Source organism: Anaeromyxobacter paludicola, from assembly GCF_023169965.1.
GTDB lineage: Bacteria > Myxococcota > Myxococcia > Myxococcales > Anaeromyxobacteraceae > Anaeromyxobacter_B > Anaeromyxobacter_B paludicola.
On record NZ_AP025592.1, the window covers coordinates 1,840,313 to 1,857,260 of the forward strand.

General features: G+C 68.8%; 15 protein-coding genes. 6 read left to right on the top strand and 9 right to left on the bottom strand.

Annotated features, from left to right (window positions below; translation table 11 throughout):
• The first annotated feature begins 194 nt into the window (after window positions 1-194).
• The 3 genes from AMPC_RS08625 to AMPC_RS08635 all read left to right on the top strand — a co-directional run bounded on the left by AMPC_RS08625 (window position 195) and on the right by AMPC_RS08635 (window position 3,208).
• Entirely contained in the window at window positions 195-779 is a 585-nt protein-coding gene (locus AMPC_RS08625; protein ID WP_318654322.1) for a dihydrofolate reductase family protein, read from the top strand.
• A 218-nt stretch (window positions 780-997) separates the two neighbouring features.
• The gene (locus AMPC_RS08630; RefSeq protein ID WP_248345739.1) at window positions 998-1,237 is read left to right on the top strand and encodes a S41 family peptidase; all 240 of its coding nucleotides are present in this window, start codon (window positions 998-1,000) and stop codon (window positions 1,235-1,237) included.
• A gap of 162 nt (window positions 1,238-1,399) precedes the next feature.
• A complete protein-coding gene (locus AMPC_RS08635) occupies window positions 1,400-3,208 on the top strand; it encodes an InlB B-repeat-containing protein (protein WP_248346286.1) in 1,809 nt (602 codons plus the stop codon).
• Here the strand turns inward: AMPC_RS08635 and AMPC_RS08640 are convergent.
• The 4 genes from AMPC_RS08640 to AMPC_RS08655 form a co-directional block, all read right to left on the bottom strand.
• The gene (locus tag AMPC_RS08640) at window positions 3,140-3,829 is read right to left on the bottom strand and encodes a hypothetical protein (protein ID WP_248345740.1); all 690 of its coding nucleotides are present in this window, start codon (window positions 3,827-3,829) and stop codon (window positions 3,140-3,142) included. The genes AMPC_RS08635 and AMPC_RS08640 overlap by 69 nt on opposite strands.
• Before the next feature lie 210 nt (window positions 3,830-4,039).
• Window positions 4,040-4,342, bottom strand: a complete 303-nt coding sequence (locus tag AMPC_RS08645) for an addiction module antidote protein (protein WP_248345741.1) — start codon at window positions 4,340-4,342, stop codon at window positions 4,040-4,042.
• Window positions 4,343-4,534: 192 nt separating this feature from the next.
• Window positions 4,535-5,224, bottom strand: coding sequence for a nucleotidyl transferase AbiEii/AbiGii toxin family protein (locus tag AMPC_RS08650; RefSeq protein WP_248345742.1), 690 nt, complete (start codon window positions 5,222-5,224; stop codon window positions 4,535-4,537).
• Window positions 5,221-6,042: a type IV toxin-antitoxin system AbiEi family antitoxin domain-containing protein gene (locus AMPC_RS08655; protein WP_248345743.1), complete on the bottom strand. Its 822-nt coding sequence runs from the start codon at window positions 6,040-6,042 to the stop codon at window positions 5,221-5,223. Before AMPC_RS08655 ends, AMPC_RS08650 begins: the two co-directional genes overlap by 4 nt.
• Before the next feature lie 475 nt (window positions 6,043-6,517).
• Here AMPC_RS08655 and AMPC_RS08660 point away from each other — a divergent pair, with 475 nt between their 5' ends.
• A complete protein-coding gene (locus tag AMPC_RS08660) occupies window positions 6,518-6,721 on the top strand; it encodes a hypothetical protein (RefSeq protein ID WP_248345744.1) in 204 nt (67 codons plus the stop codon).
• A 32-nt stretch (window positions 6,722-6,753) separates the two neighbouring features.
• On the opposite strand, the gene AMPC_RS08665 is transcribed toward AMPC_RS08660, so the two are convergent.
• From AMPC_RS08665 to AMPC_RS08685, 5 genes are all read right to left on the bottom strand, one after another.
• Complete coding sequence (locus AMPC_RS08665) at window positions 6,754-10,455, bottom strand: chemotaxis protein CheB (protein ID WP_248345745.1); 3,702 nt, start codon at window positions 10,453-10,455, stop codon at window positions 6,754-6,756.
• A 168-nt stretch (window positions 10,456-10,623) separates the two neighbouring features.
• The gene (locus AMPC_RS08670) at window positions 10,624-11,706 is read right to left on the bottom strand and encodes a fatty acid desaturase family protein (RefSeq protein ID WP_248345746.1); all 1,083 of its coding nucleotides are present in this window, start codon (window positions 11,704-11,706) and stop codon (window positions 10,624-10,626) included.
• A 277-nt stretch (window positions 11,707-11,983) separates the two neighbouring features.
• Window positions 11,984-13,132, bottom strand: coding sequence for a fatty acid desaturase family protein (locus AMPC_RS08675; protein WP_248345747.1), 1,149 nt, complete (start codon window positions 13,130-13,132; stop codon window positions 11,984-11,986).
• 770 nt (window positions 13,133-13,902) lie between these two features.
• A complete protein-coding gene (locus AMPC_RS08680; protein WP_248345748.1) occupies window positions 13,903-14,190 on the bottom strand; it encodes a hypothetical protein in 288 nt (95 codons plus the stop codon).
• A 34-nt stretch (window positions 14,191-14,224) separates the two neighbouring features.
• A complete protein-coding gene (locus tag AMPC_RS08685) occupies window positions 14,225-14,398 on the bottom strand; it encodes an AtpZ/AtpI family protein (RefSeq protein WP_248345749.1) in 174 nt (57 codons plus the stop codon).
• Between the two features lie 1,130 nt (window positions 14,399-15,528).
• On the opposite strand from AMPC_RS08685, the gene AMPC_RS08690 reads away from it, so the two are divergent.
• The gene (locus AMPC_RS08690) at window positions 15,529-15,861 is read left to right on the top strand and encodes a PAS domain-containing protein (protein ID WP_248345750.1); all 333 of its coding nucleotides are present in this window, start codon (window positions 15,529-15,531) and stop codon (window positions 15,859-15,861) included.
• A 65-nt stretch (window positions 15,862-15,926) separates the two neighbouring features.
• Entirely contained in the window at window positions 15,927-16,574 is a 648-nt protein-coding gene (locus tag AMPC_RS08695) for a hypothetical protein (RefSeq protein WP_248345751.1), read from the top strand.
• Window positions 16,575-16,948 lie beyond the last annotated feature (374 nt).

The following is a 16,948-nucleotide window of genomic DNA, read 5'->3' on the forward strand; positions in this document are numbered from 1 at the left end:
CGTGCCGCGGCTGACCCGGCGCCGCGCGACGCCGACGTTAGACTGACTACCTGGAATGTCGTCGGCGCCCCAAGGCGCCCTGTCGATCTGCCCTGGCTCCGGGAGTCACTCTCATGTCGAGGCTTCGCGTAAACGCATTTGGGATCTCGATCGACGGTTACGGCGCTGGTCCCGACCAGGCTCTCGAGAGCCCGATGGGCGTCGGAGGCATGGCGCTGCACCAGTGGGTCCTCGGCACGCGGACGTTCCAGAAGCTCCACCGCGACTTCGCCGGGTCGCTCATCGGCGATGACGCCGGCAGCACAGGCATCGACGACGACTTCGCCGCGCGCGGCTTCGAGAACGTCGGCGCCTGGATCCTCGGCCGCAACATGTTCGGGCCGGTGCGCGGGCCCTGGGCGGACGACAGCTGGAAGGGCTGGTGGGGGACGAACCCGCCCTACCACGTGCCCGTCTTCGTGCTCACGCACCACGCGCGCGCGCCCATCACGATGGAGGGCGGCACGACGTTCCACTTCGTGACCGACGGGATCCATGCCGCGCTGAGGCGCGCGACCGAGGCGGCTCAGGGGAAGGATGTCCGGCTCGGCGGCGGGGTCGCCACCGTTCGCCAGTACCTCGCCGCGGGGCTCGTCGACGAGCTGCACCTCGCGATCTCCCCCGTGCTCCTCGGCCGTGGCGAGCACCTCCTCGCGGGCATCGATACGGTGAGCCTCGGCTACAAGTGCACGGAGCACGTCGGGACGGGCCAGGCTACGCATGTGGTGCTGAGGAAGTAGCGGCGGGGAGCGGTTCGGGCCGAGGTGGGCCGCAGGCAGCGAGACGCACCCGCGGTGGCGTCGGGGTGGTCCAGTAGAAGACGCGACGGGCGCCGGCAGCGCGACTGCACGAGCGAGCCACGAGTGCGCCGCTTCCGCCCTGGTTCGCGAGCGCCATGCGTGGCGGCGGCGCAAGCCTCATTAGCCGACGCAGCACCGCCCTCGAGCAGGCGAAGGTCGTGGTGCTCGTGAACGAAGACACGACCGGAGCTGCCGAAGCGGTGGGGGCGGCACTTCAGGACCACCAGCGCGCGACGGTGCTCGGCTCCAACACCGCCGGGCGCGGGAAGGTCACGAGTACCCTCACCTGCTGGGAAGTCCCGATGGAGATTCCGGTGGCACGGCTGGTCCGACCGGGTGGCCGGGCGCTGGATGGGATCGGCGTGGGGCCAGACTTCCTCAAGGGCGGCCGAGGTTAGGGCGGCGCGTCCGGATCGGCGCGCGACGCGTGTACCCCATTGGCGTGATGCGCACGGTGCGTCCGTGCGATGATTTGCTCGCGCGCGCCCGATCATGGCCCCTCGGGGAAGGCGAACGTGTCAGTGTAAGACATGCGCCTTCTACTCACCGTCACTGTCGCAATGCTCGTTTTGGCATGCGGGGGATCTCGGAGCCCGAGCCCGACTGACGGGGGGACCACCCCGGCCCAGCTGGCCTCCCTCGAAGTCACGCTCCATGGAAACGCGAACGGGGTAGTCGTCGGCGACGGCCTCACCTGCTCGAACGATGTGTGCTCAGGAAGATACCCTCTGGGCAGCACCGTGACCCTCACAGCGACGCCATCCACTGGCGCGTTCTTCATGGGCTGGTCGGGTGACTGCGCGGGTTCCGGGGCCTGTCGCCTCACCCTCGATCGTGATCGCGCCGTTGTTGCGGACTTCGATGCGGGCGTCTCGCTCACGGTAGGGCTGGCCGGAGAGGGAAGCGGGTGGGTAACGGCGGACGGCCTCGCCTGCGCGGTCGGCGCCTGCAGCGGGACCTATCGAAAGGGCGCTCAGATCACCGTCACCCCGGTGCCCGATCCCACTGACGTGGCATCGTTCTTCTCGGGGTGGGACGGCGTGTGCTCCGGCACCGGCTCCTGCTCCCTCACGCTCGACGGCGATACGGCCGTGACTGCGAATTTCGGGCTGCTCCGCCACAACCTCTCGGTGTCGATCCGCCATGACGGTGGCGGGACTGGGAGGGTCGTCTCCGATCCTCCTGGCATCTCGTGCGATGCGGGCACGTGCAGCGGCTCGTTCGTGCTGGGGCGAACCATCAAGCTCAGCGCCGCACCGGGAAGCGCCCGTTTCGTGCGCTGGGGCGGCGCGTGCAGCGGGACCGGGACCTGCCAGTTCACGGGGACGGCCGATGCGACGGTGAGCGCGGTCTTCCTCGGCGCGAACTACGTCTTCGCCACCTCCACGGATTTCCTGCCGAACGATGTCTCGCTCACCAGGGCCGACGCCGAGTGCGCCGCGCGCGCGACCGCTGCCGGGTTGCCCGGCACCTACGTGGCTTGGATGTCCACCTCGACCGTGGCTGCGCGAGACCGGCTCGGCTCGTCCCAGGGCTGGGTGCGGCTCGATGGCCTTCCCTTCGCTGACTCGGTCGCAAGCATCATCGCCGGGCAGCAGAAGTACCCAGTCCTTTTCGACGAGAACCAGCGCCCGCTGGCCCGGCCGGACGTGCTCACCGGGACGAACATGGATGGCACTCTGGCAGCGGGCTACAACTGCGGGGATTGGTCGAACACCACCGACAACGTCATCATGGGGAAGGTGACCACCGGCGGGCGGAGCTTCAGTCAGGAGGCGTACACCGCCTGCTCCTCGGGCCTGAGGTATCACGTCTATTGCTTCGGCACCGACGTGACCGCGACCCTGCCGCCTTCCACTCCCCAGGGCAGGATCGCCTTCGTCTCGAACTCCGAGCTTCAGGGAAACGCCAGCGGCCTGCCCGAGTTCGATCTGCTCTGCGAAGAGGAGGCGATCGCCGCCGGCCTTACCGGCAGCTACAAGGCTCTCGTCGCGACCAGTACGGCTTCGGCGATCTCTCGTTTCGACCTGACTGGTGCACCCTGGGTACGACCAGACGGCGTGCAAGTCGCCGCCACGCCGTCCGACCTGGCATCGGGCAACCTGCTCGCCCCCCTGAATCTATGGGCGGACGGAAGCTACCGGCAGCCCTTCCGCGCCTGGAGCGGTTCGGCAATACCCGCAGCCATCGGCTCGATTGCCACGACGTGCTCGGACTGGACCGACGCCACCCTCGCCTGGCACGGGGCGTATGGTTCGCCCGACTTCACGTCCGCCTCCGCCTACGAGTATCCGGCCATGTCATTCTTCGGCGGGGGCTTCACCGGCCAGTGCGACTGGTTTGCGAGCGTCTATTGTCTTCAGGAGTGACGACATCAGCCCCTCCGGATCGTCCACGCTGACCAGCAGGTCCCGCAGCCGCACGGGGCACCCCATCCCGTAGGCGCGCTGCTTCGGCTCGAGCGCGATGGTGACGATGCCTCGCCCCGAACCGTTCACGATCCAGCGGCCCGCGAGGCCGTGGACGCCGCGGCTGACGGGACGGCGATCGTAAGCCTCGACCGCCGCGACAGCGGACCGGGGGAACTCCGCCCGGAACGCCCAGCCATCCGGTCGCGGATCGCTTCGCCCTCCATCTCGACGAACGACTTCGACGGGGGGGGGGAACGCGGTCACGCGCTGTCCAAAGTGCAACTTCAAGCTGTGGGTCACCCCGATCCCGCGGGGCATCACCATCCACAAGCTGAGGCACATGGCCGGCACCTTGCTCGCCAAGGCATGGGTCCCCATCCACACGATCCGGAAGGTGCTCGGACACTCGGACATCCGGTGACCGAGGCCCACGACCTGCACCTGCAGACGAGCGATGCCCGGAGAGCGATCGACGCGAACCTGGTTGTTTTCGAACCTGCCGGAGAGCTGGCCCGTGGCGCCCCAGGCACAACCCAGGCACACTCTTCCGGATTCCGGGACGGAGGCTTTCGCCGGCAACTTCAGGGGCTTCGATGAGTCGGGGAGACAGGATTTGAACGGACAGTGAACATGATTCCTAACCAGGCGAAGGCGCTCCACTTCCTCCAGATTCGCCCGTGGACACAGTCATTTCAGCGTTCCCCTCCCCGTCTCGACCCTCCGCCGCATTCCCCTCGGATCCTCCTCCGGCGTGGAGCAGGTATGGAGCAGGCTCCGCGGGAAGAACCCTCACCCCTTCGCGGCCGCACCCCTGAGCTCGAGCCCGAGCGCTCGGATGACCTTCATCACCGTGCCGAGCTCCGGGTTTCCGCCGGGCGAGAGCGCATTGTAGAGGCCCTCCCGCGTCAGCCCGGTCTCGCGCGCGAGCTGCGACATCCCACGCGCACGAGCGATGGTCCCGAGGGCGGTCGTGATGAAGCTGGGATCGTCGCGGCCCTCTTCGAGACAGGCCTCCCAGTACCGACTGATGTCGGCCTCCGTCTTGAGGTGCGCTGCCGAGTCCCACTTCTTGAGCGTGAACTTGCCTGCCATCTATGCGCTGGGCCGAGCGCAACTACTTCCGCCAGAGCCGGTCGAATCTGGACAACATGGCCTCGAGGTCGAACGCGGGCGCATCGGCTCGCAGGACGGCTGGCAGATCGTGAGCCAGGCCCGCCTCCACCTTGCGACGTCGGTTCGCGTCCAGGGCGAACGACCTGCCCTGACGCGAGAGAGGGTCGGCATTCAACTCGGCGAGCTTGGCATCGACGAGACCCACGAACGCTGGCGAAGACAGATCGGCGCCGGCGTCGAGCAAACGATCGAGGTCGTAGAAATCGCGGATAGCCTCGCGCGTGAAGGCAGCCGCACCTTCTCCGCATGCGCTTCGAGGGCGTCGAGCGCGAAGCACCTCGCGTCGGTCATGTCGCTCGCAAGCGGATCGGCGAGGAGCTGTCGAAGCCGGCCTTCGCGCACTGGACGCAGCACCGGACGGATGGAAACCTCGAGCATGATTCCTTGCGGGCCGAACTCGGAGGCGTAGTCGAGCTGCCAGACGCCATGCGCGGCCTTGTTGTGCAGTTCCCCCGCTGGGAACCGCGCCGACACGCCTACTTCCCCGGCCACGTCCTTGATCGCGTCGCGCACGTGGCGCATGCGGTTGACGTTCTGTAACCCTCGCCGGCTCGGCGTTCCGGGCAGCACAAGATCCGCGTCCTCCGACATTCGGAAGAAGCCCAGGTCGGCCTTGCTGAGGAGCGTCCCGCCCTTCAGCAGGAGCGCGTCCCCGAACCGCTGGCCGAGCGCCCAGAGCAGCCTCGTCAGGTAGAAGTCCTTCTCGATGAGCTGCGGCTCGACGCGCTCCCGCGCGGCCGCCTCGCGGCACAGGTCCGCGAGAAGCGGGCGCTCCGGGAGCGGCGGCGGGCTCACGCTCACGCGTCGTTCTCCACGACACGCCAGCTCGGGTTCAGGCGCCCTACCCGAGGAACCCCAGGGCGCATCGACAGCACCGACTTCGTCGACCGCACTCTCTCGTGAAGGGCGGCGACTACCCGGCCCGATACGCCCGCTCGCTCGAGCAAGACGCCGAGCCGCTGACACGTGCTGCTCCGGGAACCTCTCGCCGCGTACTCGACGAGCTTGCGCGCCGAGACCTTCGGGAGCACGGGCTCGACCAGCCGGAGCGCGTCGTCGCTGGTGCCCGCGACGGACGGGAAGTCCAGCAGGTCGAGCAGGGTGCGCTCGGGATCGCTGAGCTGCACCGGCACGCCCTCGACCGTTACCGCCGCGATGCCGTAATCGAACTGCGCGGCCTGCACCCGGTGAAACGCGAGACGGGCAGCGCCGAGCCGGCGGCCCTGGTGGCGTCGAGCCGCGAACGCGTCCAGCGCGGACGAGTACTGCTGCTCGGTCAGGCGGTGAAAGGTCAGCGCCCAGCGGCCGCCAAGGTAGTACGGCTCACCCTGTAACAGCGCTGCCGCCAGGACGGCCGCAGAGGGGGTCGTCGCCCGGTTGAGCGTGCGGAGAGGGCGTACCAGGTACTTGCCGCGGCCGATGCGCGCCAAGGCCCTCTTCTGGACGAGTCGCCAGGCCACATCCTGCGCCGCATCGGCCCCCACCGCCTGCCGGATGACGTCCATCGTGAGGATGACGCGCCGCTCCCGCTCCCATTCAGCCAGCAGGCTTACCTCACGCCGCGACAGCGGGGCGCTGTAGATGCGTGCGCTGTAGTTCGCAGGCTCTGCGGGTTTCATGACGTCAGTCTACACCTCTCCCGCGCCGAATCCGGTGTGCCCATGCGGCGGGCTACGCTCATCCCTGGAGACTAGCGGGCAGGCCCCTTTGGGTCTAACCGCCGAGCTGCCGGTATGGTGCCGACCATACACCTCGGAATGGGCGAAATGCCTGGTTTGTTCGTGATCGCGATGCTCGTCTTCGCGCCGAGCAAGCTCCCTCAACTCGGCATTACCTGAGCGAGGTCGCCGGCGGCCATCCAGGCGGCGGTGATAGCTGGGGTCGCTGGCCTTGATCGGCGTGGGCCGCGTCGCGGCTCATAAGTGGAGTTGATCCGGTTCCGTGGAGCCTGCGCGGCTTCGTGGACTAATCCTCCACCCACAGCGGGAAGGACTCCACAAAACGGATCAACTCCAGTCAGCGATCAGATCGTGGCATCGGCCGTCGCCGCACAACGAGCGGGCGAAAGCTGGGGCATGCGGTCGCCAGACCGTCGTGAACGGGCGTCTACGCCGGCTCGCCGAGCTGAATGCCGACCGGCTCGCGTGTCAGGACAAGCCGTTCGCCCTCGACGCGAACCGACGTCGCAAGGTGGAGGCGGGCCTGGCTCACGATCTGCCAGCCGTCCTGCGAGCTGATGCGCCCGCGTTCGACCTCGAGGCCATGTTGTCCAGATTCGACCGGCTCTGGCGGAAGTAGTTGCGCTCGACCCAGTCGACTGCGCCTGGAGGCTAAGGGGCCCGCCCGATCGCGCTCCTGAGCTGCTCGACCGTGGGCGGTTTCGCGAGGTGAACGTCGAAGCCGGCGTCCGTGGCGCGACGCTGGTCGTCGGGGAGCGCGTAACCCGTTAGCGCTATCAGGAACGTTCCGCGAAGCGCCGGATCGCTCCGCAGCACCTGTGCCACCTTGTACCCGCTCATACCGGGAAGGCCGACGTCGCACACCACGACGTCGGGACGGAACTCGCGACTCCGCTCGATTCCCCCTGGACCGTCGTGCGCGACCTCGACGGTGTGGCCCTCTAGCTCGAGCACCGCGCGCAGGGTGTCGGCACCGTCGTCGTTGTCGTCGATGACGAGGACTCGGCGCGCACGAGGCGGTGTGCCCGGTTCGGGCTCACGCGCGTCGGGCGGCGCCGCCGCGAGCGGCAGCCGCACCACGAACTCGGTCCCCGTGCCCCGGCCGAAGCTCTTTGCCTCGACGTCTCCGCCGTGCGCCTCGACGAGCCCCTTCACGAGCGCGAGTCCGAGTCCCAGGCCGCCAGCACTCCGATCGAGCGTGGCGTCGGCCTGACGGAACGGCTCGAAGAGGTGGGGGAGCATCGCGCGCTCGATGCCGACCCCGCTGTCGCGCAGGTGAACCTCCGCGCGCCCTTGGGCGATCTCGAGGGCGAGCCGGGCCGAGCCTCCTCGAGGAGTGAATTTCGCCGAGTTCTGCAGGAGGTTCCCGATCACCTGCGAGAGGCGCGTGCGGTCGCCGTCCACCCAGGCGGTGGCCGACGCCGCATCGACGTCGAGGCTCAACCCGCGCGCCGTGAAGATCTCGCGGTGATCCTCGGCCGTGCGCAGAACGAGATCTCCTAGATCGAGGTGCTCGCGGTGGAGCTGGAGCTTGCCGTGGGAGACGCGCGTCGCGTCGAGGAGGTCGTCCACGAGCCGCGAGAGGTGTCCCGCCTGGCGCGCGATGATCCGCTGGGCGCGCCGCGCCTCTTCGCCGCCCGGCGGCGTGAGCTCAAGGATGCGGACACCATTCAGGATCGGGGCGAGCGGGTTTCGGAGTTCGTGCGACAGCACGGCGAGGAACTCGTCCTTGCGGCGGTCGGCGTCCCGCAGCGCCTGCTCGGCGCGCCCGCGCTCCGCCATCGCCTCACGGAGGGCCGACTCGACCTCCTTCAGCTTCGTCACGTCCGTGAAGGACATCACGACGCCGGCGATGACGTTCGAGGGCGTACGGTAGGGATTTATCCGCATGAGGAAGAAGCGGCCACCTTCGGCGGTCCGGACCGTTCGATCGATCGGCTCGAGCGTCTGCAGAACCCGCTCGACCTCGCGGGGCACGCCCTCCGCGTCGAACCGCGCGGCGAAGTCAGAGAGCGCCCGTCCCACGTCCCCCTCGGCGAAGCCGAACATGGCCATCGCCTCGGGCGTGAAGCGCGAGATGCGGAGGTTTCGGTCGAGGAACACCGTCGCGATCTGCGTGCTCTGGAAGAGGTTCTGGAGGTCGCCGAGGAGGACCTCCATCTCGTCCACCTTCTTGGAGAGCTCGGCGTTGACCGTGTTGAGCTCCTCGTTCACGGACTGCAGCTCCTCCTGGGACGTCTGCAGCTCTTCGTTGGACGAGTGCAGTTCCTCGTTCGTGGACTGGAGCTGCTCGTTGGCGGCGCGGAGGGCCTCGTTCGCGTTCTCGAGCTCGTCCACCGTGAACTGTAGGCGCTCCCGGGAATTCGCGAGCTCCAGCTCGAGCCGCCTGAACCGCTCCACCGTGGGCGCATCGAGCGGTTCGCCCCGAGCGATGGCGGTCGCGCGAAGCTCCTGGAAGACGACGAGGAATAGCTCGTCGGGATCCTGCTCCGTCGCTGGAACGCGGCGGACGACGACGTTGAGGCGCCGCTCGACGCCGTCCACGAGCACCGTGAGGTCCCTGTGGACGACCGGGCTCGGTTGCCTCGCGGCGCTGTGGAAAGAGGCCCCGAGCCCCACCTTCAGCTCCGGTCGGACGAGGTGCATCAGGTTGGTCGCGGGCGGACCGGGCTGAGGCGGCAGATAGACGCCCAGGTCCGTACCCCAGAGGTAACGGATCTCCCCCCGGCCATCGACCACCACCGATGCCGGCGCGTACTCCTCGAGGACGATCTTCCGGGTACGATCGGCGGCGCTGCGCACGTCCGGGCCGCTCCGTCGTGCCAGCGGCGCCACGCCGGAAAGGAGCGCCGACGCCTCGCGCTCGACGATCGCCGGGAGCTCCGGGCGACGCCCCCCGTCGCGGCGGCGGAACAGCCGATCGGCCTTCTCCACCACCTCGAAGAGCTCGAGCTCCCGGGTGCCCATCATCTCGGCCTTGCCGAGGAGCAGGTACCCACCGGGCCGGAGCGCGTAATGAAGCGTCTCGAGGACGCGCCGCTGGAGGGCCGGCTCGAGGTAGATGAGGAGGTTGCGGCAGCACACGACGTCCATGCGCGAGAACGGCGGGTCCCTCGCGACGTCGTGGGCCGTGAAGATACAGAGGTCCCGAATGTCCTTGGTCACCGTGTAGGATTCGCCACGCTTCACGAAGAAGCGCGCCAGCCGCTCCGGGCTCACTTGCTTCTCGATGACGCTCCCGTACCGGCCGCGGCGCGCCTCGGCGAGAGCCGACGCGTCGATGTCCGTCGCGAAGATCTGGGCCTTCGGCGGACGCTTCATGCGGTCCAGCCGCTCGCGCACCAGCATCGCCACCGTATAGGCCTCCTCGCCGGAGGCGCAGGCGGGCACCCAGATCCGGACGCCCTCGCTGGAGTGGCGCTCCAGCACGTCAGGGATCACCACGCTCTCGAGCGCCTGGAACGGCTCGCCGTCCCGGAAGAACGCGGTAACGTTGATCATCAGATCGTCGGTGAGCTGGTGGCTCTCGCCCTCGTCGCGCGAGAGCTGCGCGACGTAGTCGCGTATCGTCGCCGTGCTCGTCGCCGTCATCCGCCGGTGCAGCCGCCGGAGGATGGTGCTCCGCTTATACCGGCTGAAGTCGTGCCCCGTCTGACGGCTGAGGAGCTCGAACAGCTCCCGCAGCCCTTCGGACTCGCCGCGCGCGCTCTCCCCGGGGTGCTGCCGCCGCCTCGCGGCGAGCTCCGCGAGCGCCGCCGGGATCTCCTCGACGGTTAGCGTTTGGTCCACCTGGCCGGTCGCGATCGCGGCCTGCGGCATGCTGTCGTAGCGGGCGTCGCTCGGGAGCTGGGCGAAGGTCGCTCCCCCGTGTCGCTTCACGGCCGCGATCCCGAGGGCGCCGTCGGAGCCCGTCCCGGAGAGCACGATCCCCACGGCGTTCTCGCGCTGGTCCTCGGCCAGCGAGGTCAGGAAGGCGTTGATCGGTTGCCGGGTGCCGCGGGTCTCGGCGGCGACGAGGCGAAGCCTCCCGCGCTCGACGAGGAGGGTCGTGTCCGGCGGAATGACGTGGACGTGGTCGGGCTCGATCTCCTGGCCGTCCTTTGCGAACGCGACCGGGATGTCGGTCTCGCGTCCGAGGATCTCGGCGAGGATGCTCTCGTGCTCGGGGTCGAGGTGCTGCACGAACACGAACGCGAGGCCGATCGAGTGAGGAGCCCGACGCAGGAAGCGCTCGAACGCTTCTAGGCCGCCGGCGGAGGCGCCGATGCCGACCACGAGCAGCCGCTCGCCTTCGGCTGCGCGCCACGAAGTCTCTTGTGCGTCCCTCATCGCCTTGGGATCTGGTTCGGTCATGCGTTGTCTGCTCCCGAGGTAAACTTAGAGGGTAGTCGCAGCGACTTCCCATGGTGCCGGGCGGACGCTCGAAAGGCGAGCACTCGATCGCGCCGGCGCCGACCCACCCGTCGGGGCCAGCGGAGACTCCGCGGTGCTAGGGGCTGTACGAGCGACCCGGGTCACACTTCAGGCCGGCGATTCGCCGGCCTCCACCGTCGGGTGTTCGCCGGCTCGGGCGCGCGGCGCTGCCTCGCGGCCGAGAATGGGTCCCACGCGCCCGCGCAGCAGCGCGATGACCTCGGCCTCGCTCCGGGCCGGAGCGCCGGGCAACTGCACGAAGGCCCTCGCCAGCCGCCGCCAGCGGTGCGTCACGAGCAGGACCCACACCTGGAAGAAGTCGAGCCCCTCGAGGACGATCGCATCGTGACGGCCGTACTCCGGCAGGGTGCGCTCGAAGCGCTCCGGATGCTCGGTCCAGTGGCAGCGCGGTGTGAGGTGGTGCACCACGTGGTACCCGTCGTTGAAGCAGCGGCGGTTGTAGCGCGTGTTGATGCAGGTGAGGCTCGCTCGATACGGGTCCTCGGGCCGATCGGGGCTGACGAACGCATGCTGGGCCCAGTTCCCCATCATCATCAGGGTTCGGATGAGAACGAGCGGCGCGAGAAACACCACCAGCGTGGCGGCGGGGTCGAAGAGCAAGAGCGCCAGCACCGCAAGCAGGTAGAGCCCCTCCCCAACCAGCACGCGCCGAAGCAGCTTTCGCCGCCGGCGGCGCGCCAGGTACCTTGAGAGATCTACGATCCCGAGCGTCATGAACCGGCCCCAGTAGCGGAGCCAGGCTCCAAGGGAGTCGCGCCGGTACCGCATCGTCGTGCTGAGGTCGCCGGCCAGGTTCTCCTCCTGATGGTGCATGCCGACGTGATGCGCGAAGTACGTCTCGGGTGTCTGCCCGAAGAACGGGGCGAGCAGCCAGGGGATGATCCGGTTCAACCTCGCGTGACGCCGTGCGAACAAGGGGCGGTGCGAGGTGCAGTGGAGCATGAGCGTGAATCGATCCACGAGCCCGAGGCAGAGCACGAGCCAGTAGATCAGCGCTCCGGCCCAGAAGAAGCGCCCGGCGAAGAAGAGCCCCACCCCCGCGAGCGACAGTGCGGCGCACTGCATCGCCAGCGCGACGAAGACCCCGTCGCGGGGGTCATGAAGTAAGTGGACGGCCCATCGGGCGTATCGCGGAGTCGCCGCCTGGCGGGCATCGAGCGTTTGGGGCACCGTCCATAGAATCTAGCTCGCCGCTGGGCTGCCGGCCGGCGCGGCGGCCCCGGGTCGGGGCGTGACTCGCGCGAGGCCCCTTTGACGTTTCCGGCCAGCCTCGAGCGCCACCACCGCGCCTCGGAGAAGTAGCCCCCCCAATCGCAGCGGCCGATCCGAACCCCAACGATCGCCAGGTAGGTGCCGCTCCCGTCCAGGAGCACCAGCACCACGTCGATGAGCGGCGTGACGTTGATGTCGGTGACCGGCCGCTTGGTGCCGACTGCCATTCCTATGGCTACTTCTTCTCCTTGATCTCGGAGGCGTCGGGCGAGACGCCCATCACGCGCTCCCCGCTCCCCGGCAGCGCGAAGCGGACGAGCCGTCGCATCGCACTCGCGAACTGCGAGGCGAGCGACCCGGTCGCGTACCGAAGGCCGTGACGCTCGCAGATGTCCCGGACGCGCGGCGCCATCTCCGGGTAGCGCCAGGCCGGAAGGTTCGGGAAGAGGTGATGCTCGATCTGGAACCCGAGGTGTCCGCTCAGGACGTGTACGATCCGGCTCGCCTCGAAGTTCGAGGAGCCGGTCACCTGGCGCGCGTACCACCCCGTCCTGTCCTCGGTCGCGAGCTCCTCCTCGGAGAAGGTTGCGGTCCGTTCCGTGAGGTGGCCGCAGTAGATGACGGCGTAGGCCCAGACGTTCCGGAACCCGTCCGCGAGCGCGTTGCCGAGGAGCACCTTCGGCGCGAAAGGCCCCGCGAGCCCGGGGTAGAGCACGTACTCGACAGCCCCCTTCCGCGCGACCTTGCGGGCGAACGCCCACAGGTCTCGCGCCACCTCGTGCGCCGGGCGCCGCCTCGGCCCTTCGCCTCGCGCTGACCGCGGGCCGAGCACGTCGAGGAGGCCGAGGTCATATGCGCCGATCGAGTACTCGAAGAAGAGCCCGCTGAGCGGGCTCAGCAGTGGCTGGACGAGGTGGAACGGCCTCCACGGCACGTCGGCCGAGAACCGGAACGCGTCGTACCCGAAGTCGCGGTCTCGCCCGATCACGTTGGTGAAGACGTGGTGCGTCGCGTTGTGGGCTCGCTTCCAACTCTTCGCAGTGCCGACCATCTCCCACTCGTACGTCGCCGAGCCGAGCAACGGGTCGTGCATGAAGTCGTACTGACCGTGCAGCACGTTGTGGCCGATCTCCATGTTCTCGAGCACCTTGTAGACGGTGAGCGCGGCGACGCCCGCGCTCCAGGAGATCGGCTCCAGGCTGAAGTGGACGAGGAGCCGTCCTGCGACCTTCGCGCTCCGTGCGACGGCGCGCACGCCGCGAATGTACTCCGCGTCGGCGGGACCGACCTTCGACGCGTACTCCTGGCGGAGCGCGTCGAGCTCGACGCGTAGGGTGTTCGGATGCTGGGTAGCGGCGTTCGGCTGCTCGATTGACGGATGCACAGGCACCTCCTCGGCAGATCGCGTCGCACATCGCGGAGGGAGAATCTGTCGCCGCGATGTCATGTGCGCGTCACATCCAAGCAATTGAGGGAGGAATCAGGGGCCCCCTCGACTCGCGGGTCGACGCTTCCGGGTCGACCGCGCCGCAAGCGTTGCGTGGGGCGCGAACTTCGCGTGGAGAGATGCTCCGGGGGGCTCGCTGGCCGACGGGGTCACGGTGATGAAGATCGCCAGGAGATCGAACGCGCTGCGAACGGTCGCCCTCTCGACCGTCGTGATCTGATTCCATGGCCAACTCGGCCTCCACCGCGCCCGAGATGGTGAGCGACCCGGTTCGAGCGAGGAGACGACAACGAGGTGAGGCCATGGACCCATTTCGGGATGCCTGGAGATGGGCCACGCAGTTGCTGCTCTTCGCCGGGCGCACCCTGCGCGCGTTCTCGCGCAACTGCGGCGTCCTGCTCGCCGGCGGCGTCGGCTACAACGCGCTGCTCTCGCTCGTGCCCTTCCTGACGCTGGCGGCAACTGGGCTCTCGATCCTCTTTGACGAGGCATGCATCCTCGACACCTTGCGCCGGGACTCACGGCGCTCGTCCCTCAGCACGCCGATGCCGTCCTGCAAGCGGCGCAGGCGTTCCTCCACACCAAGGCATCCGCCCGCGCACTCAGCGTCGTGTCGATGCTGTTCTTCAGCTCGATCGCGTTTCGCATGCTGGAGCAGGCAGTGGCCTTCCACTCGTCCAGCCGAACCGCGCACCGGAGCCTCTGGGTCAGGTCGTCACCGAGCTCGAGGCCAGCTCCGCCGCGGGAGTGCGCTGGTACGAGAGGCCTCGCGACGAGACGAATCGACCGAGATGGCTGCCGTGAGCCTGGTCCCCTTCCAGCTCCAGCTCCTCTGCGAAGGCGACGAGCGCCCGGGCCATCTGCCGGTGCTTCCAGCGGTTCCACCAGCGCGAGTGGTCGGTCAGCTCGAGCGCAGCGAGGCGCGCGACGCACGCGGCGACTCGCGTCCCGGTGTCCTGCCCTGCTGAGAAGCTGTTGCTGTCGTAGGCGATCATGGCCTTCCCCTTCACGCGCTCCGCGGCGGAACATTCAGGCGCGCAGACGCTTCGCAGCAGCGTCGGCGCGCAACAGTTGTCTGAAGAAGCCGACGAATCCGACCGCGACCCCGATCACCGCGCCGGTGACCAGGAACCACTGCACGGTGTGGCCCATCCAGCGGTCGAGCCCGTAGCCGAGCGCCGTGAACCCGCCCACGGAGGCCATGAGCGTGCTCGACGCCGCCAGGTATGGCTCCGCCCGCCGGTAAGCGACGGCGGTGCCCGAGAGCCCGCGCTCGGAGTCGGGGACCCCGGGACCGGCCCGCGCGTCCCCGCGAGGAGGCATCACGCGCTCGCGGGTGGCGTGGGTGCCACGAGCTTCCTCCAGCTGGTGCCGGAACGGGTCGCGGCTCGCATCCCGATGCCCCCGCAGAACGGACACGCGCGCTGCACGGGCGGCGGCCCGAGCGAGAGGAACTCGACCAACTGCGCCCACGAGGAGAGCAGGGCGGTCGTGTCCGCTCCGGCCACATCCCGTCGCGCGAGCAGGCGAGACATCTCGCGGTCCATTCGTTCGACGATCGGCCTCAGGCCATCGGTATGGATCATGATCCACCCCACTCCACGGGGCGCCGCTCGAAGCGAGGCGGTCCAGGGGCGGGGAGTCGGCAGCTCAGCGCGGGTGGGCGGATGGTCGAGCAGGGCGTCCATTCGCCCGACCACTTGCAATGCATAAGCCTGAGGGAGCCCCTCCGCACCACGGACTCGCCGGTATGACGGGGCCCCGGCCTGCGACTCTGCGCAGGCGAGAACGGAAATGTCTGGGTGCTCCCTGCCGGTCGTCGAGTTGTGAGGACACGAGGAGAGAGAACCGATTCATGGCGGTCGAGGAACACACTGTGCCGTCGCGAGCTACCTGCAAGAAGCCGAGTGGCGGGCGAGCGAAGGCGAGCGCCTCCTCGTCGTGGAGATCGGCACCTCGGCCGGCGGTCTCGAGGCGCTCGAGCGCTTTCTTCAGCGGGTCTCGCGTGACAGCGGCCTCTCCTATTGTCGTCGTGCAGCACCTCCTCCCGGAGCACGAGAGCAGCCGCGGTGGCCCGGCGGTCCACGATCCTGCCGCCGGCACGGCGGGCGCTGCCCTTCGAAGTAGCGCCTCCAAGCCGGCGAGCTGGGGAACGAGGCTGTCCGTCTTCCTGCCGCCCGCGTTGGCGCGCCCGCGACCAACCTGATGCATCTCGCCCGGCAGGAGCTCAGGGTCGAGCTCTCCGCCGCCCCTCACAATGCGCGCCAGGGCGAGCCGGTCACCTACAAGGGTCGGTGATGGAGGCCGAGGGCATCTAGCGCCGGGGCGACCTCGTGGTCCGACCGCTCCCGCCCACCGACCAGGATCCAGACGCGCTGTTCCTAGTCGTCTTCGAGGAGTACGTCCAACGAGCAGCTCCAGTCCATGAACGAGGAGATGCACTCCGCCAACGAGGAGCTGCAGTCGGTGAACGAGGAGCTGAACACCTTGAACGCCGAGTTGAGCAAGAAGATGGACGAGATCGAGCTGCTCTACGGCGACCTCAGAACCTGTTCCAGAGCACGCAGATCGCCACCATCTTCCTGGACCGCCAGTCCCGGATCGCACGCTTCACGCCGGCGGTCTCCCGCGGACAGGGGCGGAATTCCCGCGCAACAGAATCCTGATGACCGGATGGCGCAGTCCCCGAATGGTTATCTTCTGATCAGCGGTCGCTCCGGCCCAACAATTCATGATCGACCCGGTCCGCCTGCGGAAAGCAAGCGTGTGGCGGACCAAAGACCGGCGACTGCAGACGCGGTGCCTCTGGGCGGCCGTGGTGGGCCTGTGCTCAGTCGCGCTGGCCATGTGTCCGGTGACGTCTTCGGCCCAGGGGCTCGCTCTCAGCCTGGAGCCAGGCGTCGCGGTGGGCCGTGCGCGGCCGCGAGGGTCGCCTCTTCCCAGCGCCGCATCTCTGAAGGCGCTTCTCGGGGTAGCACCCTTTCTCGACCTGTCCGTCGGCGTCGGTTTCGTCGGCCTACCGGACCTGTCCCTCTCGAGCTCGTCCATGTCCGGCATGGCGTCGACGGTGGGCGCGGGCGTGCGGCTCAAGCGGCCTCGCGATCTACGCTCGTTCCTCGGCGCGTCCCCGTGGGTCGACGTCGAGGCGCTCAGTGTCCAGGGGGGCGCGACGGGCCGGCTCGGCCTTGCGGCAGGCGCGGGGGCGGCGTTTCCCGTGAACCGTGCGCGCACGATCTGGCTGGGGCCGTTCGTGCGCTACCGCCAGCTCGTCGTACCGGACGGTGCCGGCGACCGCCCCGCCTCGCACGGCCTCTTCGCGGGGTTGACGCTCGAGGTACGCTCGTCGCAAACCCCGGTCGGACGTGGCGTCTCCCCGTGACGGCTCCGAAGGCGTGGATCCAAGGAGTGGGGCGAACGACCTGCCCCGAGGCGGCACGCGATCACGCCGCGAGGTTGGGCCCGGCCGGCTCCTGCGGCCGGATCTCCACCTGCCGGAAGAGGACCTGAAGCTCGGCATCGGCGAGCGTCTCTGCGTCAAGGAGCTGCCGCACCTTCGCTCAAACTCGCGGCCGGTGTTTCCGGATCGCGATCGGTCGTTTAGAGGCGGCGTCGAGTGCCTCCGGGTTGAATCCGAGTTCCCGAAAGCTTCTGCTCGGGCGACGGGACCCCGGTCGGCCCCCCCTGGCGGCCAAGCCGCCCGAGGCGTAGACCTTGGTTGCCCAGAGCCTGGCGCGATCAGACCTGTTGTACGGA